This is a genomic window from Deinococcus indicus (genome assembly GCF_002198095.1).
GTDB lineage: Bacteria > Deinococcota > Deinococci > Deinococcales > Deinococcaceae > Deinococcus > Deinococcus caeni.
The window spans coordinates 411,616-429,033 of record NZ_NHMK01000009.1 but is presented as its reverse complement, the minus strand read 5'-3'; the positions used below and the strand labels follow the sequence as shown (position 1 = coordinate 429,033).

The window sequence follows — 17,418 nt, the reverse complement described above, 5'->3', positions numbered from 1 at the left end:
GGTTCTCCTTGTGGTGGGAAGGCGGGGCGGGAAGGGCGTGGGGGACGGGGGCCGCAGGCGGCGGCCTCCTCATCCCCCCGGATGACGCAGGACGGGTGTCCGGTGTCAGCTCTTGATCAGAGGTTTGACCATGGCCAGGACGTCTTCCATGCTCAGCGGCGTCCAGAAGTCGGTGGGGGTGGGCGAGAAGTCACCGTCGAAGTCGGCCACGTTGGTGCTCGTGGGTTTCGCGTCGCTCTGCGGGGCGCGGCTGGTCTGACGGGTGGATTTCTTGTTGAAGCCCAGCTGGGTCCGCAGTTCCTGGATGCCGCTGGCGTGGTTGGCCTCTACGGCGAGGATGCTGGCGGCGGCCGTCAGGACGTCCCCGTTCAGGATCCGGTCGGCCTGCCCCAGGTAGGCGCGCACCCCGATGGGTTCGAAGGTGTTCGCCAGTGCCAGGAACAGTTCGTCGTTCACGGTCTTGGCGCTGCCGTCGCTGTTGGTGAGCAGCGGGCTGAAGTCGATGTTGGGCTTGGTGACCGGCATCCCCCCCAGGGCGCGGATGGTGCCCTGCAGGGCCGTCACGTGGTCGTTCTCGTGCGAGGCCAGGTTGCGGGCGTACGAGCGCACACGGGTGTCCGTGAGCCGGCTGGCGTAGGCGCCGCTGCCGGTGAAGGCGTTGTAGAACTCGGCTTCCAGGTACTCCAGGGTCAGGGCGTAGTTCAGGATGTCGAGGTCCTGCTTGGCGCTCTTGTTGGCGACGCTGGTGGCGGCCAGCGCGGGCAGGCTCAGGCCGCCCAGGGTCATGGCCCCGGCGCCGGCACCGGCGATTTTCAGGAAGGAACGGCGGGTGGGTGTGGTCATGGTGTGCTCTCCTTTCCGTGCGGTGCCGCTCACTTGATGACGGGTTTGACGATGGCCAGCACTTCGGCCATGGTCAGGGCCTTCCACAGCGCGGTGGGGGCCGGGGCGTAGTTCGGGTCGAAGTCGGCGGCGGCGGTGCTGTTGGGCCTCGTGACGCTCTGGGGCGCGATGTCGGTCTGGCGCTCCGGGGTGGTGTTGAAGCCCAGCTTGACGCGCAGTTCCTGCACGGCGGAGACGTGGTTGGCTTCCACGGCGTGAATCGCGGCGGCGGCGGCGATCAGCTGGGGGTTGCTGAGGCGGGCGACCTGACCCAGGTAGGCGCGCACGCCGACCGGTTCGAGGACGGCGGCCAGCTGGAGGAACAGCTGATCGTTCACGGTGGCGTTCCCGATCAGGGGGCTGAAGTCGAAGGTGGGCTTGGCGACCGGCGTGCCGCGCAGGCTGATGATGGTCTTCTTCAGCGCCTCGACGTGCGAGGCCTCGTGCGCGGCGATCTCCTTGGCGTACTGGATCACGCGCGGGTTCGAGAGCTTCCCGGCGTACGGGCCGCTGCCGATGAAGGCCGCGTAGAACTCGGCTTCCAGGTACTCCAGGGTCAGCGCGTAGTTCAGGATGTCGATGTCCTGTTTCTCGGCGGCAGTCAGCTCCGGGAAGGCGACTCCGCAGGAAACGAGGGCCATGCCTCCGCCGAACAGTGCGGCGTAGCCCATGAACTGACGGCGTGAGGTGCTGTTGACGGCAGATGTGATCTGGGTGTCGTCCGGCATTGAAGCCTCCTTGAGCGGTGTGCGCCGACCTGAACGGCTGCTGGGCAGCCACCCGGTTCCGGCCGGTAGGTCGGCGCGTGCGCCCCCCCTCCTGTCCTCACTCGAACAGCCATATGCGGGGCGTGCGCGGTCGGATCACGGGGCCGCCGTTCGTTAAAGGCTGCGTGAAGGCGGGCGGTCCGTTCCGGTCGTGCCGGAGTACACTGCGCGCCGTGAATGACGCGCCGTCCCCCGATGCCAGCCTCCTGACCGCCACGCCGGGCCGGCTGGACGCCGTGCTGTCGGCCCTGACCGGCGCGAGCCGCTCGCAGGTGGCCGCCTGGATCACGGGTGGGTTCGTGCAGGTGGCCGGGCAGCCCGCGCTGAAACCCGCCCTGAAACTGCGGGGCGGCGAGGCCCTCACGGTCCGCGTGCCGCCCCCGCCGGACGCGACCGTCCGCCCCGAGAACGTGCCGCTGGATGTGCTGTTCGAGGACGAGCACCTGATCGCCGTGAACAAACCGGCGGGCATGATCACGCACCCCGCGCCGGGCGTGAGTACCGGCACGCTGGTGAACGCGCTGCTGGGCCGCATGAGCCTGCCGCAGCAGGACGGGCACGACGGCCCGGACGGGTACCGGCCCGGCATCGTCCACCGCCTGGACCGCGACACCAGCGGCGTGATCGTGGTCGCCAAGACGGTCGCGGCGCACGCGGCGCTGGCGGCGGCGTTCAAGGACCGCCGGACCCGCAAAACGTACCTGGCGATCGCGGCCGGGCAGTGGAAGGCGCTGGAGGCCGTGCAGGTGGACGCCCCGGTGGGCCGGCACCCGGTACAGCGGCAACGCATGACGGTCGGCGGCGCGCAACCGCGTGACGCGCAGACGCTGTTCACGCCGCTGGACACCCGCCCGGACGGGCACGGGCGCACGCTGACGCTGGTGCGGGCGCAGCCGCGCACGGGCCGCACGCACCAGATCCGGGTGCATCTGGCGCACCTGGGCAGCCCGATCCTGGGTGACAGCGTGTACGGCCGCGAGAGCGAACTCATGCCCCGGCACGCGCTGCACGCGCAGTTCCTGACCATCCCGCACCCAGTGACGGGCCGGGCGCTGCACCTGCACGCCCCGGTCCCGGACGACATGCTGAGCGCCTGGGTGGGCGTGGGCGGCCGCGTACCGGACACCCTGGAAGTCGCGCCGCGCGGGGAATAGCGCGCAGGGAATAGCACGGGTTCCGGCCTGTCAGCAGAACAAGCGGCATCCGCCGGACACGCTGCCTCCAGCCCGACGGGTGCAGGGCTGCCAGGGCAGGGGCCGGATGCGCTAGACTGCCGGGCAGTGACAACCGGAGCGCCTGATGGGCGCGGACCAGACTGGACGGGCACCTGACCCGCTTCCAGCTTTTTCGCTGATCACCGCTTGCATTCCGGCCGGACTTGCTGTAATCTTTCAATTCGTGCGCCGCAGCGGGAGATACCCGGGCGGCTGGAGAGTGCCCCCACTTTCAGGACATGCGTGATGCCGGGATTCAAGGCGTTTGCTGGTCACTGGGGCTGTGCTTTCCCGAAAGGACCACAAATGAACTTTGACCAACTGATTGCGCCCGAACTCGCGGCGCGTCTCGCCGAGCGCGGTATCACGGAAGCCAGCCCCATCCAGGCCGAGAGCCTGCCCCACACCCTGCAGGGCCGCGACATGATCGGCCGCGCCCGCACCGGCACCGGCAAGACGCTGGCCTTCGCGCTGCCCATCATCACCCGACTGGAACCCAGCCGTGAACGCGGCCGTCTGCCCCGCGCCATCGTGGTCGCCCCGACCCGCGAACTGGCCAAGCAGGTCGCCGAGGAGTTCAGCAAGAGCGGCCAGGGCCTGACGACCGTCACCGTGTACGGCGGCGCCGCCTACGCCCCGCAGGAGAACGCGCTGCGCCGCGGCGTCGACGTGATCGTCGGCACGCCCGGCCGCCTGATCGACCACCTCGACCGTGGCAACATCGACCTGACCGCCGTGGAGTTCGCGGTGCTGGACGAGGCCGACGAGATGCTCAGCGTGGGCTTCGCCGACGCCATCGAGACGATCCTCCAGCGCACGCCGGAAGGCCGCCAGACGCTGCTGTTCAGCGCCACGCTGACGAACGACATTCACCGCCTGTCGAAGAAGTACCTGAACAACCCGATCGTGATCGACATGGTCGGCGAGGGCAAGAGCCAGGCCGCGCAGACCGTCGAGCACCTGAAGATCCGCGTGGGCCGCGCCCGCACCCGCGTGCTGGCCGACCTGCTCACCATCTACAACCCGGAAAAGGCCATCGTGTTCACGCGCACTAAGCGTGAAGCCGACGAACTGGCGAACGAACTGATCCACCGCGGCATCGAGTCCGAGGCGCTGCACGGAGACCTCGCGCAGAGCCAGCGCGAACGCGCCCTGAACGCCTTCCGCAACGGCCGCGCCGGCGTGCTGGTCGCCACCGACGTGGCCGCCCGCGGCCTGGACATCCCCGAGGTCGATCTGGTGGTCCAGTACCACCTGCCGCAGGACCCCGAGAGCTACGTGCACCGCTCCGGCCGTACCGGCCGCGCGGGCCGCACCGGCACCGCCATCATCATGTACGGCGACCGCGAGCAGCGCGAAGTGATGGGCCTGGAACGCGTGACCGGCGTGCGCTTCATCGAGCGCGCCCTGCCCACCCCCAAGGAAGTGCAGGGTGCGAGCGCCCGCACGAGCGCCGAGATGGTCCGCAAGGTCGACAGCAGCGTCGCGCAGACCTTCCAGGCCGAGGCCGAGCGTCTGTTCAGCGAGATGGGCCTGGAGGCGCTGTCCCGCGCCCTGGCCAAGATCAGCGGCGTGACCGAGCCCGTGAAGGCCGCCAGCCTGCTCAGCGGTGAGGAAGGTCAGACGACCATCATCCTGCACGCCGAGCGCATGAGCGTGGCGCGCGCCGTGGCGCTGCTGGCCCGCAACGCCGACATCGACACCCGCCGCCTGGGCAAGATCCGCCAGTGGCGTGGCGGCGCGGTCGCCGACGTGCCCAGCGAACTCGTGCAGAAGCTGATGAGCGCCAGCCCGCTGGAAGGCGAGGTCACCGTGGAAGTCGCGCAGGAACTGCCGGAACTGTTCGAGCAGCCCACCCGTGAACGCCGCGAGGGCGGATACCAGGGCGGCCGTGGCGGCTACCGTGACCGCGACGAGGGCGGATACCGTGGCGGCGGCAGCCGTGGCGGGTACCAGGGTCAGGGCGGCGGCCGTGGCGGCTACCAGGGCGGTGGCCGTGGTGGTCAGGGCGGCGGCCAGGGTCGCTGGAGCCGTGACCGTGACGACCGTGGCGGTCGTCCCCGCGAGGACTTCGCGGACCGTGAATTCGTTCCCGCCGGTCGCTGATCACCGCTGATTGAGTGAACCCCCGTCCTTCACGATGAAGGACGGGGGTTCTGCATTGCTGGCAGCGGGAATGGGTGGGCGCTTTACCCAGAAAAGTAATTCGGACCACTTTTTTGCAGGATGAGAACAGGACAATCGGGGATATGAAGAAATTCACACTCTCTCTCCTGCTGCTCGGAACGGGCGCCGCCCAGATCGCCCTCAGCCCGGACCTCAACGGCAGCTGGAAGATCGTCGGCTGGACCCTCCCCGACTCGGTGCCCGTCAAGAACCGCCTGCCGCAACTGAACATCCAGGGCGACCGCCTGACCGGCACCACCGGCTGCAACCGCCTGAACGGCACCCTGCGCATGAACGGCAACCGCGTCACCTTCAGCAGCATCAACACCACCCGCATGGCCTGCTCCGACGCCGTCGCCGCGCAGGAACAGGTGCTTCTGAAGACCCTGTCGGGCCGCACCCTGACCGCCACGCGCGTGCAGGACAGTCTGACCCTGGACACCGGCGCCGGCATGCTGAACATCCGGCGCATGACCATTCAGGCCCCCTGATCGGGTCCCACCCGGTCCTGTCCGGGGGCAGCTCAGGGTTCCCGGCCGGCGCTCAGCCACGCGGCCTCAAAGGCGGCGGCCTGGGACGGAGCGTGCTCCCGCGCCCAGGCGGCGGCCCCGGCCACGTCGTATGCAGTGCGGCGGAACTCCGGAGTCCAGCACCCGGCGCGGCGGGTCAGCAGGCCCCAGCGGGCCAGCGGCAGCCCGTCCTTCTGACGGGACACCGGGCCGACGTTCATGACGGTCACGCCATCCACGACGGCCAGCATCTCGCGGTGAGTGTGGCCCACCACGCACACCTGCCCTCCCCCGTCCGCCGTGAAACCGTCCAGCCGCTCGCGCAACTCCGCGAACCGCGCCGGGCGGGTCCGGCCAGCCGGAGTCCCGGTCAGCATCAGGTCCTCCCAGGCGCTGCGGGGGCTGCCGTGCGCGGCGCGCACCTCGCCGCCCGCCACGTCCAGCCGCACGGGCAGGTCGGCCAGTCGCGCGGGGAGGTCCGGGGGCAGGTGCGAACGCAGCCACTCACGCATGCCCTCCCGCCCGTCCCGCAGCCCCGCTACGCGCTCGTCGGTGTTGCCGCGCACGCTGGGCGGCGCGAACTCAGCCTGCAACGCCCACGCGGCGGCCGGATCGGCGGCCCCCCACACCGTATCCCCCAGGTTCAGGATCAGATCCGGCGAGGCCGCGCGAATGTCGTCCAGCACCGCCCGCAGCGCGAAGGCGTTGCCGTGCACGTCCGACAGGACCGCGATTCTCAGCGCCGACCACCCGCGCCGGGACGCCGCACCGCCGCGAAGATCAACGAGAACAGCGCCACCGTCACCACGTACCCCACCAGGGACGCGCCGGGACTGAACACCGGGCTCAGGACGTCATGCGCGAACTTGTAGATGGCGTACGGCACCGCCCAGCCCAGCGCGAACAACCCCGCGCGGCGCAGGTAATCCGGGGTGACGCTGGCCTGCGGGAAGTACCGCATGGGCAGCAGCATGGCGGGCAGCAGCAGCAGCTGCGCGGCGTAGAACCACCACGGCAGGTTGGGCAGACCGTACTCCAGCGAGGCAAAAACGATGTTCACAACGGCAATCACGGCGCCGGTGATCAGGGCGGTTCTCAGGAACGGGTTCGTCACGCCCTCCATGCTGCCACGAACGCCCCCATCAAACGACCTGCCCGCATGAAGACACCTGAATCAGCCCGCGCCCTCACCGCCACCTGCCGGGCGCGGCCGGATCGCCTCCAGCCGCCACGGCACCAGCCGGCGAAACTGCCGGATCAGCTCCGCGTCCATGAATTCAAAGTTGTCCGGGATCCCCAGGGTCAGGATCCGGTTGTCCGGCAGCGCCCCCCGGAACCGCTGACGCAGGATGTCCCGGTGGCGTTTCTCCATGCACACCGCCACGTCTGCCCACTCCAGCAGATCGCGGCTCACCGGCACCTCCGCGTCGCGGTTCGTGCCGGCCGACGCGACCTCCCAGCCGTCCACATCCCGGAAGATGCTTTCAGCCGTGGGACTGCGCAGCCTGTTCTGCGCGCAGACGAACAGCACGCGCAGCGGCCGGGGTGTGGGCGGCCCCGCTGCCCCGGTCACAGGGCGACCCGCACGAAATGCTCGACCGTCGGGAACGGATCGTAGAAGTGATGCAGCAGCGCGCGCCACTCCTGATACTCGGGGCTGCCCCGGAAGCCGACCGTGTGGTCCTCCAGCGTCTCCCACCAGATCAGCAGCGCGTACCGGTGACTGTCCTCCACGCAACGCTGAAGCTCGTGCCGCACGTACCCGCCCTTAACAGCGACGATGCGCTGCGCCTGCGCGAAGGCCGCCTCGAACGCAGGGGTCTGGCCGGGGCGGATCTGCAGCGTGGCAATTTCCAGGACCATACGTCCTCCTTCAAAAAAGATGGGGAGGCCGGGCACACCAGCCTCCCCATCCTTCAGCCGCGAAGCGGCGAACCCATCACCTATCCTCAGTGACCTTAAATGCGGCCGGGCGCGAATTCGCCCTGGCGGCGTTCGGCGCCCATGCCGGCGACGATCATGTTCTGGATGCGCAGCCAGGCGCGGGCGCTGGATTCGACGACGTCGGTGGAGACGCCGCTGCCGTGCAGCAGGGTCTCGCCGTGGCGGGCGCTGATGCTGACCTCGCCGAGTGCGTCGCCGCCGCCCGTGACGGCCTGAATCCGGTAGCTTTCCATGGTGGGCGCGATGCCCGTGATGCGGTTGATGGCCTGCACGGCCGCCTCAACCGGGCCGTCGCCGTGCGCGGTGGCCTCGACGGACCCGTCGGGGGTGGTCAGGCGGACGAAGGCGACGGGCGTCATGTTCATGCCGCTGGTGATCTGGAAGGCTTCCAGCGTGAAGGTCTGCGGGACGTCGGTGCGGGCGTCGACCAGGGCGCGCAGATCGTCGGCGAAGATCTGGCCCTTGCGGTCGGCGAGGTCCTTGAAGCGGGTGAACAGGTGCTGCACCTTGTCGTCGGGCAGGTCCGCGTAGCCCAGGTCGTTCAGGGCCTTGCGGAACGCGGCGCGGCCGGAGTGTTTGCCCATGACCAGCACGGCGGCCTCGCGGCCGACGAGTTCGGCGTTCATGATCTCGTACGTCTCGCGGGCCTTGATCACGCCGTCCTGATGGATGCCGCTCTCGTGCGCGAAGGCGTTGTCACCGACGATGGCCTTGTTGGGCTGCACGGGCATGCCGCTCAGGCGGCTGACCAGTCGGCTGGCGCGGTACAGTTCGCGGGTGCGGATGCCGGTTTCCAGGCCGTAGTGGTCGCGGCGGGTGTGGAACGCCATGACCAGTTCTTCCAGGCTGGCGTTCCCGGCGCGTTCCCCGATGCCGTTGATGGTGCATTCGATCTGCCGGGCGCCGCCCTCGGCCGCGGCGATGGAGTTCGCGACGGCCATGCCCAGGTCGTCGTGGCAGTGGGCGCTCAGGATGACGTGGGCGGGAATGGCGGCGCGGATCTCGCTGAACATCGCGCGGATCTCCTCGGGGGTGGTGTACCCGACCGTGTCGGGGATGTTCAGGGTGGTGGCCCCGGCCTCCACGGCCGACTGGAAGATGCGGATCAGGAAGGGGATGTCGCTGCGGGTGGCGTCCTCGGCGCTGAATTCCACGTCGTCCACGAAGGTGCGGGCGTAGGTCACGGCCTGCACGGCGCGTTCCACGACGGCGTCGGGTTCCAGTTGCAGTTTCTTCTGCATGTGGATGGGGCTGGTGGCGATGAACGTGTGGATGCGGGGTTTCTCGGCGGCCTCGACGGCCCTGGCGGCGGCCTCGATGTCGGGTCGGGCGGCGCGGGCCAGTCCGGTGATGATGGGGCCGCGCACCTCGCGGGCGATGCGGCTCACGCCTTCCAGGTCGCCGGGGCTGGCGATGGGGAACCCGGCCTCGATGACGTCCACGCCCATGCGGGCCAGCTGGTGCGCGATTTCCAGTTTCTGCGAGTGGTTCAGGGCCACGCCGGGGCTCTGCTCACCGTCGCGCAGGGTGGTGTCGAAGATGATGATGCGGTTCGGGTCGGTGATCTGGGTCATGGCGCGGCTCCTGTGCGGGTGTGAGGGACTGGCGGGGAGTGGGGTGGTCCGGACGGGTATGAAAAAACCCCGGAGGGGAGTCCTCCGGGGGCGTTCCAGGCATGTGCTTTCGCTGCCGTTCACTCCACCGGAGGACGGGTAAGAAGAAGCAGGCCGAACGCGTTCATGACCCGGAGTGTAAGCGCCGGCCGGGGCCGCGTGCAAGAGTTGTCTGGAATGCAGCCACGCCGGGAGGGAAGGGCCGGCGTCCTCAGCGGACGCTGGCGCGGAAGCAGACGCTGCCGGTCTCGCCGGCGGGCGCGGCGCCCAGGCGCACGTTGATGTCCTGCCCGGCGATGCTGCCGGCGTCGGCGTCGGCGGCCGAGGTGAGGGTCACGGTCCCGGCGGGCCGCGTGACGAGCAGGCCCAGGCCCGCGCCGTACGCGCCGGGCTGCGGGAGGGTCTGCGGGGGTGAGGTGTCGCGCAGCACGAAGTTCACGGCGTCGCCGTCACTGACCCGGTACGCGATGCAGTACTCGAGGATCTCGCCGGGCAGCGCGCCGGACGTGGTGCCGGCCGGGCCGCCGCGCGTGACGTTCCGCACGCTCTTGGTGAGGACCACGACGGGCGGCTGGGCGGTCACGGTCACGGTGTCGGTGGCGGCGTTGTTGCTGGTCTGCGCGGCGGCCTCCCCCCCTCCACTCACGCTGGCGGCGTTGGTGTACGTGCCGGCCGGACTGACGAGGACGGTCAGGGTCACGTCCGGGTAGCTGTTCCCGGCGGTCAGGGGGTCGGTGCGGGTGCACCGCAGCGGTGACACGGTGCAGGTCCAGCCGGGGCCGCTGACGCTCTGGGCGGTCATGCCGGCGGGCAGGGTGTCGGTCAGGGTGACGGTGCCGGTCGTGGGGGCAGGTCCGGCGTTCGAGACGCGCAGCGTGAACGTGCCGGGCACGCCCGTGCGGAAACTGCCGGTGTGGGTTTTGGTGACGCTGAGGTCCGGCCCGGCGACGGTCACGCGGGCCGGCTGGTCACCGGCGGCGACGGGGTCGCTGTCGCTGGTGTCCGAGACGGCCGTGCCGAGGGTCTGCTGGCGGTAGTTGACGGTGCCGGTGTTGTCGATGACGGTGCCGCCGGGCGTGCCGGCGTTCACGGTCACGCGGAAGCGCACGCGGCTTTCCTCGTTGGGCAGGACCGACCCGCCCGTGGCGGCGGTCGCGCCGGTTCCAAGGCGGAACACCACGCGGTTCCCGGCCGCGTCGAATTCGGCCTGATCGTCGCCCGCCAGGTCCGTTTTCGCTCCGGCGTTCGCGCCGGTGACGGTCATGGAGCCCGGCAGGTAGGTGGTGCCGGCCGGGATGGGGTCGGTCAGGATGACGTTCAGGGCGCCGTCGTTGCCCTGGTTGCGGATCACCAGTTCGTACTCCAGGGTGTCGCCGGGAATCAGGGCGCCGCCGTTCAGGTCCGTGACGGTCTTGGTCAGGGCGTCCTTGATGTTCGGGACGAAGATCTCGGTGGCGAGGGTGATCACACCGGGGAAGATCACATCGCTGTTCGTGCCGATCACGCGGACCACGGCGGAGGTGCTGCCGTTCGGGAGGGGCGTGTTGGGCGTGAAGGTGTCCATGTCCACGCCCAGGGTGTTCGTGAAGGTGGGGTCGCGGCCCCCGGTGACGTCGGTGCCGCCGCCGGCCGCGCCCGTCGTGACCGAGATGGTCGAGTTGAACACGTCGTTGACCGGGTTGACGGTGTTCGACACGGTGTTCAGGGTGGCGGTGGTCGGCCCGAAGCGCAGGCTGCCCTGCGGGTTGGCGGACGCGCCCTCCTGGGAGCCACGGTCCCCGTCGTACGCGACGACGCCGATGGTGCTCCTGACCGTGCCGACGCTGGGCGTGATGAACCCACTGACCGAGATGTCCACCGGAACGGCGGCGTTGTTCGCCTGGAGGAATCCGTCGAACACTGCGAGGTTCCGGGTCGGCTGGGCCGGGTTGCGGTACGCGACGACCAGCGTCCAGCTGGCCCAGTTGTTGCTGCCGGCCGTGCTGGCGACGTTCCCGGCGGTGTACCGGCCGCTGCCGCCGGCCTGCACGAGGGCCGTGACGTCCACGAACGACTGGTAGTTGCTCCCGATGAAGCTGGTGCTCGTGGCGGTCAGCGCGACGCTGCTGCCGGCGGTGGCGGGCGTGGCGAGACGCACGGCGGCGCGGTTGGCGGCGCTGCTGCTGACGCCCGACCAGTACAGCCCGGCGAACAGGACGCTGCTGCCGCTGCCCAGCGTCAGGGTGGCGGAGCTGGAGTTGGTGGTCAGGGGGTCCGTGTCGGTATCCACGGCCTGCATGTACACGCCGTTGTTGGTGACGGTCCCGCCGGACCGGGCGGTGTTGCAGGCCGTGATCTGCGCGGCGGTGGCGGGCGCAACCGTCAGGCAGTGAAAGTTCACGTTCCCGATCAGGACGATGTCGCCGTTCGTGGCGGTGTTCGCGTAGCGCGAACCGAACGCCTGCTGCGCCGACGCGCTTCCCGGCAGCGCCAGGAAGGTCAGCAGCGTTCCCAGCAGGAGCGGCAGGGTCCTCGGGAGGTATGGGGGCAGGCGCATGGTGCCTCTCACCTTAAGCGGCGGCGCATGTCGAATTCCTCACATCTGCGCACTCCCCCACCGGGGGCGCCGAGGTACAGCACAGCGGCCGGGCCTCCCTTCACGGAATGCCCGGCCCCTGAACTTCGGGTGCTTAGACTTCGAGTGCTTTCTTGGTGATGAACGGCATCTGGTCGCGCAGTTCCTTCCCGACGACTTCCAGGGTGTGGCCGCGCATCTTGCCGCGCTGCTCCTCCATGAACGGGAAGCCGGCCTCGGCGTCCGCGATGAAGCGCTCGGCGAACTTGCCGGTCTGGATGTCCTGGAGGACGCGGCCCATCTCGGCTTTCGTCTCGGCCGTCACGACGCGCGGCCCGGTCACGTAGTCACCGAACTCGGCGGTGTTGGAAATGCTGTGGCGCATGCCCTCGAAACCCTTCTCGTAGATCAGGTCCACGATCAGTTTCACCTCGTGCAGCGTCTCGAAGTAGGCGATCTCGGGCTGGTAGCCGGCCTCGACGAGCGTCTCGAAACCCGACTGGATCAGGTGGGTCACGCCGCCGCACAGCACGGCCTGCTCGCCGAACAGGTCCGTCTCGGTTTCTTCCTTGAAGGTGGTTTCCAGCACGCCGGCGCGGGTGCAGCCGATGCCGCTGGCGTACGCCAGGGCGATTTCGCGGGCCTTGCCGGTGGCGTCCTGCTGCACGGCGAAGATGCCGGGCATGCCCGCCCCGTCGGCGTAGACGCGGCGCAGCATGTGACCGGGGCCCTTGGGCGCCACGAGGAACACGTCCACGCCGGCGGGCGGCGTGATGCGGCCGAAGTGCACGTTGAAGCCGTGACCGAAGGCCAGGGCCTTACCGTCCGCGAGGTTCGGGGCGATGCTCTGCTCGTACACGCGGGGCTGCTGCTCGTCGGGGATCAGGAGCATGACCACGTCCGCTTCCTTCGTGGCGTCCTCGATGCTGGCGACGCGCAGTCCGGCCTGCTCGGCCTTGGCGCGGCTGGCGCTGCCCTCACGCAGACCAACGACGACGTTGAAGCCGCTGTCGCGGAGGTTCTGCGCGTGCGCGTGCGCCTGGCTGCCGTAGCCGATGATGGCGATCAGCTTGTTCTCGATGGGGGCGGTGCTCACGTCGCGGTCGTAGTACATTTTTGCAGCCATGTTGGGGATTCTCCTACAGAAAGTGAGTGGGGGCAGGGTGTGGGCTAGGCGGGTTAGAGAGGGTTGATGGTCGATAGTTGATGGTTGATGGATTTTCTTTCGACTATCACCTTTCAACCATCGACCTAGAACAGGTTGGGGACTTCACGGGCGCGTTCCTCGCGGGGTTGTTCGATCTGCACGGCGGGCCGGAGGGCCTGCGTCTCGCCGTGGTACACGTGGCCGGGAATGTCGGCGTTGCTGCCGCGCGTCAGGGCGATGCGGCCGGTACGCATGGTTTCCAGGATGCCGAAGGGACGCATCTGCTCGATGAAGGCGGTCAGTTTGCCCTCGTCGCCCGTGACCTCGAAGGTCAGGGCGTGGCGGCCCACGTCCACGATGCGGCTGCGGAAGTCCTCGGCGATCTGGCGGACCTCCACGCGATTCTCGGGCGTGATGGCGACCTTCACGAGGACCAGTTCGCGGTCCACGTACTTCTCGAGGCTGTGGTCGATGATGCGGACCACGTCGTGCAGTTTCTCCAGTTGCCGGATGGCCTGCTCGACCACGCCCCGGTCACCGCTGACGACGATGGTCATGCGGGACACGCCGGGGTGCTCGGTGCTGCCGACCGACAGGCTCTTGATGTTGTAGCCGCGCCGCCCGAACAGGGCCGTGATGCGGGTCAGGACGCGGGGTTCGTCGCGGACCAGGATGGACAGCAGTTGTTCGGGGTTGGGTTCGTGCTGGTGGGGAATGGTTGCCTGTGTCATGCGTTGCGGGCCTCCTCGGCCACCTCGGCCATGTCGGGGCCGGGGGTGCGGGCGGGTTCGGTTTCCAGCATCTCGTACAGCGCCGCGCCGGCCGGGACCATGGGGAACACGGCGTGCTCGTGCGGCACGACGACTTCCAGCAGGGCGCTGTTCGGGTCGGCCAGCCACGCGTCGATGGCGGCCGGGAGTTCCTCGGCGCTGCTGGCGCGGTAGCCGGGCACGCCATACGCATCGGCCAGTTTGATGAAGTCCGGGTTGGAGTCGCCCAGCCAGACCTCGGAGTAGCGTTTGCCGTGGAACATCTCCTGCCACTGGCGGACCATGCCCAGGAACGAGTTGTTGATGATGCAGATCTTGACGTTCCGCACGTCATACATCCTGAGGGTCGCGAGTTCCTGCGCGGTCATCTGGAACCCACCGTCCCCGGCGATGACGACGCTGCGCACGCCGGGTTCGGCCATGCCGGCGCCGATCGCGGCGGGAAACCCGAAGCCCATGGTGCCCAGCCCGCCGGAGTTGATCCAGCGGCGGGGTTTCTCGAAACGGGCGAGTTGCGCGGCGAGCATCTGGTGCTGGCCCACGTCGGAACTCAGGATGTCGTCCGGGCGCAGGCGGTCCACGACGGCCTTCACGGCGTACCCGGCGCCCCAGTGGTCGGGCAGCTGGGTGCGGGACTTCCACTCCTCGACCTGCGCTTTCCACTCGGGGCGGTCCAGGGGCCGGGCGCCCTGCGCGAGCATCTGCGCGGCCACCTTCGCGTCGCCGCGCACCGGGACGTGCGTGCGGATGATCTTGCCGATCTCGGCGGCGTCGAGTTCCACGTGAATGATGCTGGCTTTCGGCGCGAAGCCGTTCACGCGGCCCGTCACGCGGTCGTCGAAGCGCAGGCCGATGCCGATCAGGACGTCCGCCTCGCTGATCGCGCGGTTCGCGGCGACGCTGCCGTGCATGCCGGGCATGCCCAGCCACAGGGGGTCGCTGCTGGGGAAGGCGCCCAGGCCCATCAGGGTCGTGATGACCGGGATGTCCCACGCGCGGGCCAGGGCGGTGACCTCGGCGGCGGCGTCCAGGCTGCCGCCGCCCACCATGATCACGGGCCGCTGCGCCGCGCGGATCAGTTCCAGGGCGCGGTCGATGGCGTCCTGGCTGGGCGCCGGGATTTCCGGGCGGGCGTGCGGGACGGGAATCTCGCCGTGGTAGGGGGCCAGCTGGATGTCCTTGGGAATGTCCACCAGCACGGGGCCCGGTCGGCCCGAACGGGCGATGCGGATGGCTTCCGCCACGATGCGCGGCAGGTCCTGCACGTCGCGGACCACGTAATTGTGCTTGGTGATGGGCAGCGTGATGCCGGTGATGTCGGCCTCCTGGAAGGCGTCGGTGCCCATCAGGTGCGAGGCGACGTTCCCGGTGATGGCCAGCAGCGGCACGCTGTCGAGCATGGCGTCGGCCAGTCCGGTCACGAGGTTGGTGGCGCCGGGACCGCTGGTGGCCATGCACACGCCGATCTCGCCGGTCGCCTTGGCCCAGCCTTCTGCGGCGTGCGCGGCGCCCTGCTCGTGGCGGGCCAGGACGTGCCGGACTTCCGGGTAGTAGGTCAGGGCGTCGTACACGGGCATGATCGCCCCGCCGGGGTAGCCGAACACGGTGCTGACGCCGTGGCTGGCCAGCGTGGCCCACAGGGCCTTGGCGCCGTTCATGTCGCCCCGCCCGGTCTGGCCGGGTTCCTGCTTCGTCTGGTCGTTCGCGCTGTCTGAACTCATGACTCCTCCTTACCGCTTCCCTGCTTCCTACCGCTTACCTGCCTGCTGGACCTGCTTTCTGGAACTGCTGGACTGCCGTGCCCTCCCGAGAATGAAAAACCCCCGCTGGTGGGCGGGGGTGTGCGAAGTGGCGCGGACGCCTAGCCTCGGAAACCCCCGATGCTAAGAAGTACCACCACGATCTGCGCACTCATGCCTACACCATAGGCCGCTGCCTGAACCGGGTGCAAGCAGCGTCTAGACCGCCGGGCGTTCCGGCGCCGGGAACAAACGGACGTTCGTGCGCTGGGTTGAAGGTCAACAGTTGATGGTTGATGGAGTTCGATTCCATCAACCATCAAGCTTCGGCCGTCAACTCCTGGGTCCGGTCTCGTACACCGCCTGCCAGGGTTTGTACACGGTGCTGACCCGGTCGCTGCGGGTGCCTGCGGCGTCCCTGATGGTGCGGGTGATGTACAGGCTGTACCCGTCGGCGGCCCAGTCCACCTGCCGCACGGTGCCGGGGCGCAGGCCGGGATTCACGACGTACTTGGGGCCGGGGTGCGCCACGCGGGCCGTGATGACGGCCGGACTGACCGTCACGGTCCGCTTCGGTTTGATGCCCCAGACCTCGACCGTCAGGGTGCTGGTGGCGTTGTTGTTGATGGTCTTGATCAGGATGGGGGCGCCCGTGTCGTTCTTCAGTTTCAGGTCCAGGCCCGGATCGTACACAGCGGCCTCGAAGCCCACCTGCGGCTCGTAGTAGCCGACACGGTACGAGTGCTGGTGGCGTTCCACGACCGGCAGGCCCGCCTGGTACAGGGCGCGGAAGGCGGTGGTGCTGACCTGGCACACGCCGCCGCCCAGGCCGTCCACGGTGCGGCCCCCGCTGATGATCAGGCCGCCCACGAAGCCGTTCTGCTCGCTGATGCCGCCCAGGGCGTTCAGGAACGAGAAGTCCTGCCCGGCCGGGACGACCACGCCGTTGATCTTCGCGGCGGCGTTCATGACGTTCGTGCGCCGCGCGGCGCTGCTGCCGTAGTACGTGCTCTTGCCGACCGAGATCAGCTGCAACTCGCTGGCGGCCGGCAGGTTCGCCACGGTCAGGGTGGGCTTGTCGGCCCGGCTGGGGAACACCGCCGACTTCTGCGCGGCGTCCAGCACGCTCTTGCGGAAGAGGGCGTACGCGGCGGCGCGATCCGTGACCACCCCGGCCTTCTCCGGGACCTTCACGAGCTGGGTGCCTTTCAGGGCGTAGCGGGCGTTCTGCGCGGGCTGGTCGATGAAGGTGGTCAGGCGGCCGAACGCGGCCTTCAGGGTCTTCTCGTCCGGGACGATGCCGGTCTCGCGCACCCAGTACAGGTCCGCGACCTGCAGGGCGGTCAGGGTGCCGGTGCGGCCGGTGCTGCCCAGCGTCACGGTGAACGGACGGGCCAGCGCGTTGCCCTGCTTCACGAGGGCGTTCAGGGCCTCGGTGGTGTACTGGGGGGCCTGTTCGGCCACCGCGACGGCCAGACTGGTCAGGGCAGGATTGGCGACGTACGCAGTGACGGCGCCGGCCACGTTGACCTTCACGCCGGTCACGCCGGGTTTCACGGCGTACCGCTTGCTGGCCTTGTCGAAGTACACGCTGGCGTTGCGGGGCGCGGTGTTCAGGCCGGCGGTCAGGGCGTTCAGGGCGGCGCGGGCCTGCGCGGCGTCCACGGCGGCCGTCAGGGGAATGTCCTGCTGGGGTGCGGCGCCGACCATGCCCTGCAGGCGTTCCAGCACGCCGCGTTCGGTGGTGATCTTCTGCGCGGCCTGCACGCTGGTTTCCGCGTCGGCCCGCCAGCCGAGTGTCGCGGCGCTGACCGTCCAGCTGCTTCTGCCGGCGCTGACCGTCACCTGCGGCGCGGCGGCCACCCGGTCACCCAGCGCGGCGAGGGCCTGTTCGCGCGTCAGGCCGCCCACGTCCACGCCCGCGATGCTCAGACCCGGCGCGATGGTCCCGCTCGACTGGGTCGCGACACCCATGGCGAGCGCCCCTCCGAGGAGTGCGACGGCCGTTATCCCTGCTACCCAGTACTTCATCGCCGTACAGTGTAAGGAAATTCACGCCGCTGTGACTGGGGAAAGTCACCTTCCCCCCCGGCACACCCACGTTCATTAAGTT

Annotated in this window: 15 protein-coding genes; 3 read left to right on the top strand and 12 right to left on the bottom strand. The window is 69.3% G+C overall.

Annotation, left to right across the window (positions count from 1 at the left end):
• Positions 1-105: 105 nt before the first annotated feature.
• Together CBQ26_RS04580 and CBQ26_RS04575 are read right to left on the bottom strand one after the other, a co-directional pair.
• Positions 106-843, bottom strand: coding sequence for a ferritin-like domain-containing protein (locus CBQ26_RS04580; RefSeq protein WP_088247898.1), 738 nt, complete (start codon positions 841-843; stop codon positions 106-108).
• Between the two features lie 29 nt (positions 844-872).
• Positions 873-1,610, bottom strand: coding sequence for a ferritin-like domain-containing protein (locus CBQ26_RS04575; RefSeq protein WP_088247375.1), 738 nt, complete (start codon positions 1,608-1,610; stop codon positions 873-875).
• A 212-nt stretch (positions 1,611-1,822) separates the two neighbouring features.
• On the opposite strand from CBQ26_RS04575, the gene CBQ26_RS04570 reads away from it, so the two are divergent.
• From CBQ26_RS04570 to CBQ26_RS04560, 3 genes are all read left to right on the top strand, one after another.
• The gene (locus CBQ26_RS04570; protein ID WP_229844236.1) at positions 1,823-2,803 is read left to right on the top strand and encodes an RluA family pseudouridine synthase; all 981 of its coding nucleotides are present in this window, start codon (positions 1,823-1,825) and stop codon (positions 2,801-2,803) included.
• Between the two features lie 366 nt (positions 2,804-3,169).
• Positions 3,170-4,969, top strand: a complete 1,800-nt coding sequence (locus CBQ26_RS04565) for a DEAD/DEAH box RNA helicase (RefSeq protein WP_088247373.1) — start codon at positions 3,170-3,172, stop codon at positions 4,967-4,969.
• Positions 4,970-5,112: 143 nt separating this feature from the next.
• Positions 5,113-5,520 (top strand): META domain-containing protein, encoded by a 408-nt coding sequence (locus CBQ26_RS04560; protein WP_088247372.1) that lies wholly within the window; start codon positions 5,113-5,115, stop codon positions 5,518-5,520.
• A 32-nt stretch (positions 5,521-5,552) separates the two neighbouring features.
• Here CBQ26_RS04560 and CBQ26_RS04555 read toward each other — a convergent pair whose 3' ends face one another.
• The 10 genes from CBQ26_RS04555 to CBQ26_RS04510 form a co-directional block, all read right to left on the bottom strand.
• Positions 5,553-6,254 carry a metallophosphoesterase family protein gene (locus tag CBQ26_RS04555; RefSeq protein ID WP_342351768.1) on the bottom strand — a complete coding sequence of 234 codons (702 nt, stop codon included), beginning with the start codon at positions 6,252-6,254 and terminating at the stop codon, positions 5,553-5,555.
• A gap of 20 nt (positions 6,255-6,274) precedes the next feature.
• Entirely contained in the window at positions 6,275-6,652 is a 378-nt protein-coding gene (locus tag CBQ26_RS04550) for a hypothetical protein (protein WP_055363887.1), read from the bottom strand.
• Positions 6,653-6,712: 60 nt separating this feature from the next.
• Entirely contained in the window at positions 6,713-7,111 is a 399-nt protein-coding gene (locus tag CBQ26_RS04545; protein WP_088247369.1) for a low molecular weight protein tyrosine phosphatase family protein, read from the bottom strand.
• Positions 7,108-7,401 (bottom strand): antibiotic biosynthesis monooxygenase family protein, encoded by a 294-nt coding sequence (locus tag CBQ26_RS04540; protein ID WP_088247368.1) that lies wholly within the window; start codon positions 7,399-7,401, stop codon positions 7,108-7,110. The genes CBQ26_RS04545 and CBQ26_RS04540 overlap by 4 nt, the downstream gene beginning before the upstream one ends.
• A gap of 95 nt (positions 7,402-7,496) precedes the next feature.
• Complete coding sequence (locus CBQ26_RS04535; protein ID WP_088247367.1) at positions 7,497-9,056, bottom strand: 2-isopropylmalate synthase; 1,560 nt, start codon at positions 9,054-9,056, stop codon at positions 7,497-7,499.
• 250 nt (positions 9,057-9,306) lie between these two features.
• Positions 9,307-11,631, bottom strand: a complete 2,325-nt coding sequence (locus CBQ26_RS04530; protein ID WP_088247366.1) for a DUF11 domain-containing protein — start codon at positions 11,629-11,631, stop codon at positions 9,307-9,309.
• 133 nt (positions 11,632-11,764) lie between these two features.
• Positions 11,765-12,775 (bottom strand): ketol-acid reductoisomerase, encoded by a 1,011-nt coding sequence (gene ilvC, locus CBQ26_RS04525; RefSeq protein WP_088247365.1) that lies wholly within the window; start codon positions 12,773-12,775, stop codon positions 11,765-11,767.
• Positions 12,776-12,900: 125 nt separating this feature from the next.
• Complete coding sequence (gene ilvN, locus CBQ26_RS04520; protein ID WP_172417914.1) at positions 12,901-13,527, bottom strand: acetolactate synthase small subunit; 627 nt, start codon at positions 13,525-13,527, stop codon at positions 12,901-12,903.
• Positions 13,524-15,224: a biosynthetic-type acetolactate synthase large subunit gene (gene ilvB, locus CBQ26_RS04515; RefSeq protein ID WP_172417954.1), complete on the bottom strand. Its 1,701-nt coding sequence runs from the start codon at positions 15,222-15,224 to the stop codon at positions 13,524-13,526. The genes ilvN and ilvB overlap by 4 nt, the downstream gene beginning before the upstream one ends.
• Before the next feature lie 414 nt (positions 15,225-15,638).
• Positions 15,639-17,279 (bottom strand): VanW family protein, encoded by a 1,641-nt coding sequence (locus CBQ26_RS04510; protein WP_244897982.1) that lies wholly within the window; start codon positions 17,277-17,279, stop codon positions 15,639-15,641.
• Positions 17,280-17,418 lie beyond the last annotated feature (139 nt).

Excerpts from the sequence above, each read along its gene's own strand:
- ilvB (WP_172417954.1), bottom strand. The coding sequence starts at position 15,224 with ATGAACGGCGCCAAGGCCCTGTGGGCCACGCTGGCCAGCCACGGCGTC.
- CBQ26_RS04580 (WP_088247898.1), bottom strand. The coding sequence starts at position 843 with ATGACCACACCCACCCGCCGTTCCTTCCTGAAAATCGCCGGTGCCGGC.
- CBQ26_RS04540 (WP_088247368.1), bottom strand. The coding sequence starts at position 7,401 with ATGGTCCTGGAAATTGCCACGCTGCAGATCCGCCCCGGCCAGACCCCT.
- CBQ26_RS04560 (WP_088247372.1), top strand. The coding sequence starts at position 5,113 with ATGAAGAAATTCACACTCTCTCTCCTGCTGCTCGGAACGGGCGCCGCC.
- CBQ26_RS04510 (WP_244897982.1), bottom strand. The coding sequence starts at position 17,279 with ATGGGTGTCGCGACCCAGTCGAGCGGGACCATCGCGCCGGGTCTGAGC.
- ilvC (WP_088247365.1), bottom strand. The coding sequence starts at position 12,775 with ATGGCTGCAAAAATGTACTACGACCGCGACGTGAGCACCGCCCCCATC.
- CBQ26_RS04575 (WP_088247375.1), bottom strand. The coding sequence starts at position 1,610 with ATGCCGGACGACACCCAGATCACATCTGCCGTCAACAGCACCTCACGC.
- CBQ26_RS04530 (WP_088247366.1), bottom strand. The coding sequence starts at position 11,631 with ATGCGCCTGCCCCCATACCTCCCGAGGACCCTGCCGCTCCTGCTGGGA.
- CBQ26_RS04535 (WP_088247367.1), bottom strand. The coding sequence starts at position 9,056 with ATGACCCAGATCACCGACCCGAACCGCATCATCATCTTCGACACCACC.
- ilvN (WP_172417914.1), bottom strand. The coding sequence starts at position 13,527 with ATGACACAGGCAACCATTCCCCACCAGCACGAACCCAACCCCGAACAA.
- CBQ26_RS04565 (WP_088247373.1), top strand. The coding sequence starts at position 3,170 with ATGAACTTTGACCAACTGATTGCGCCCGAACTCGCGGCGCGTCTCGCC.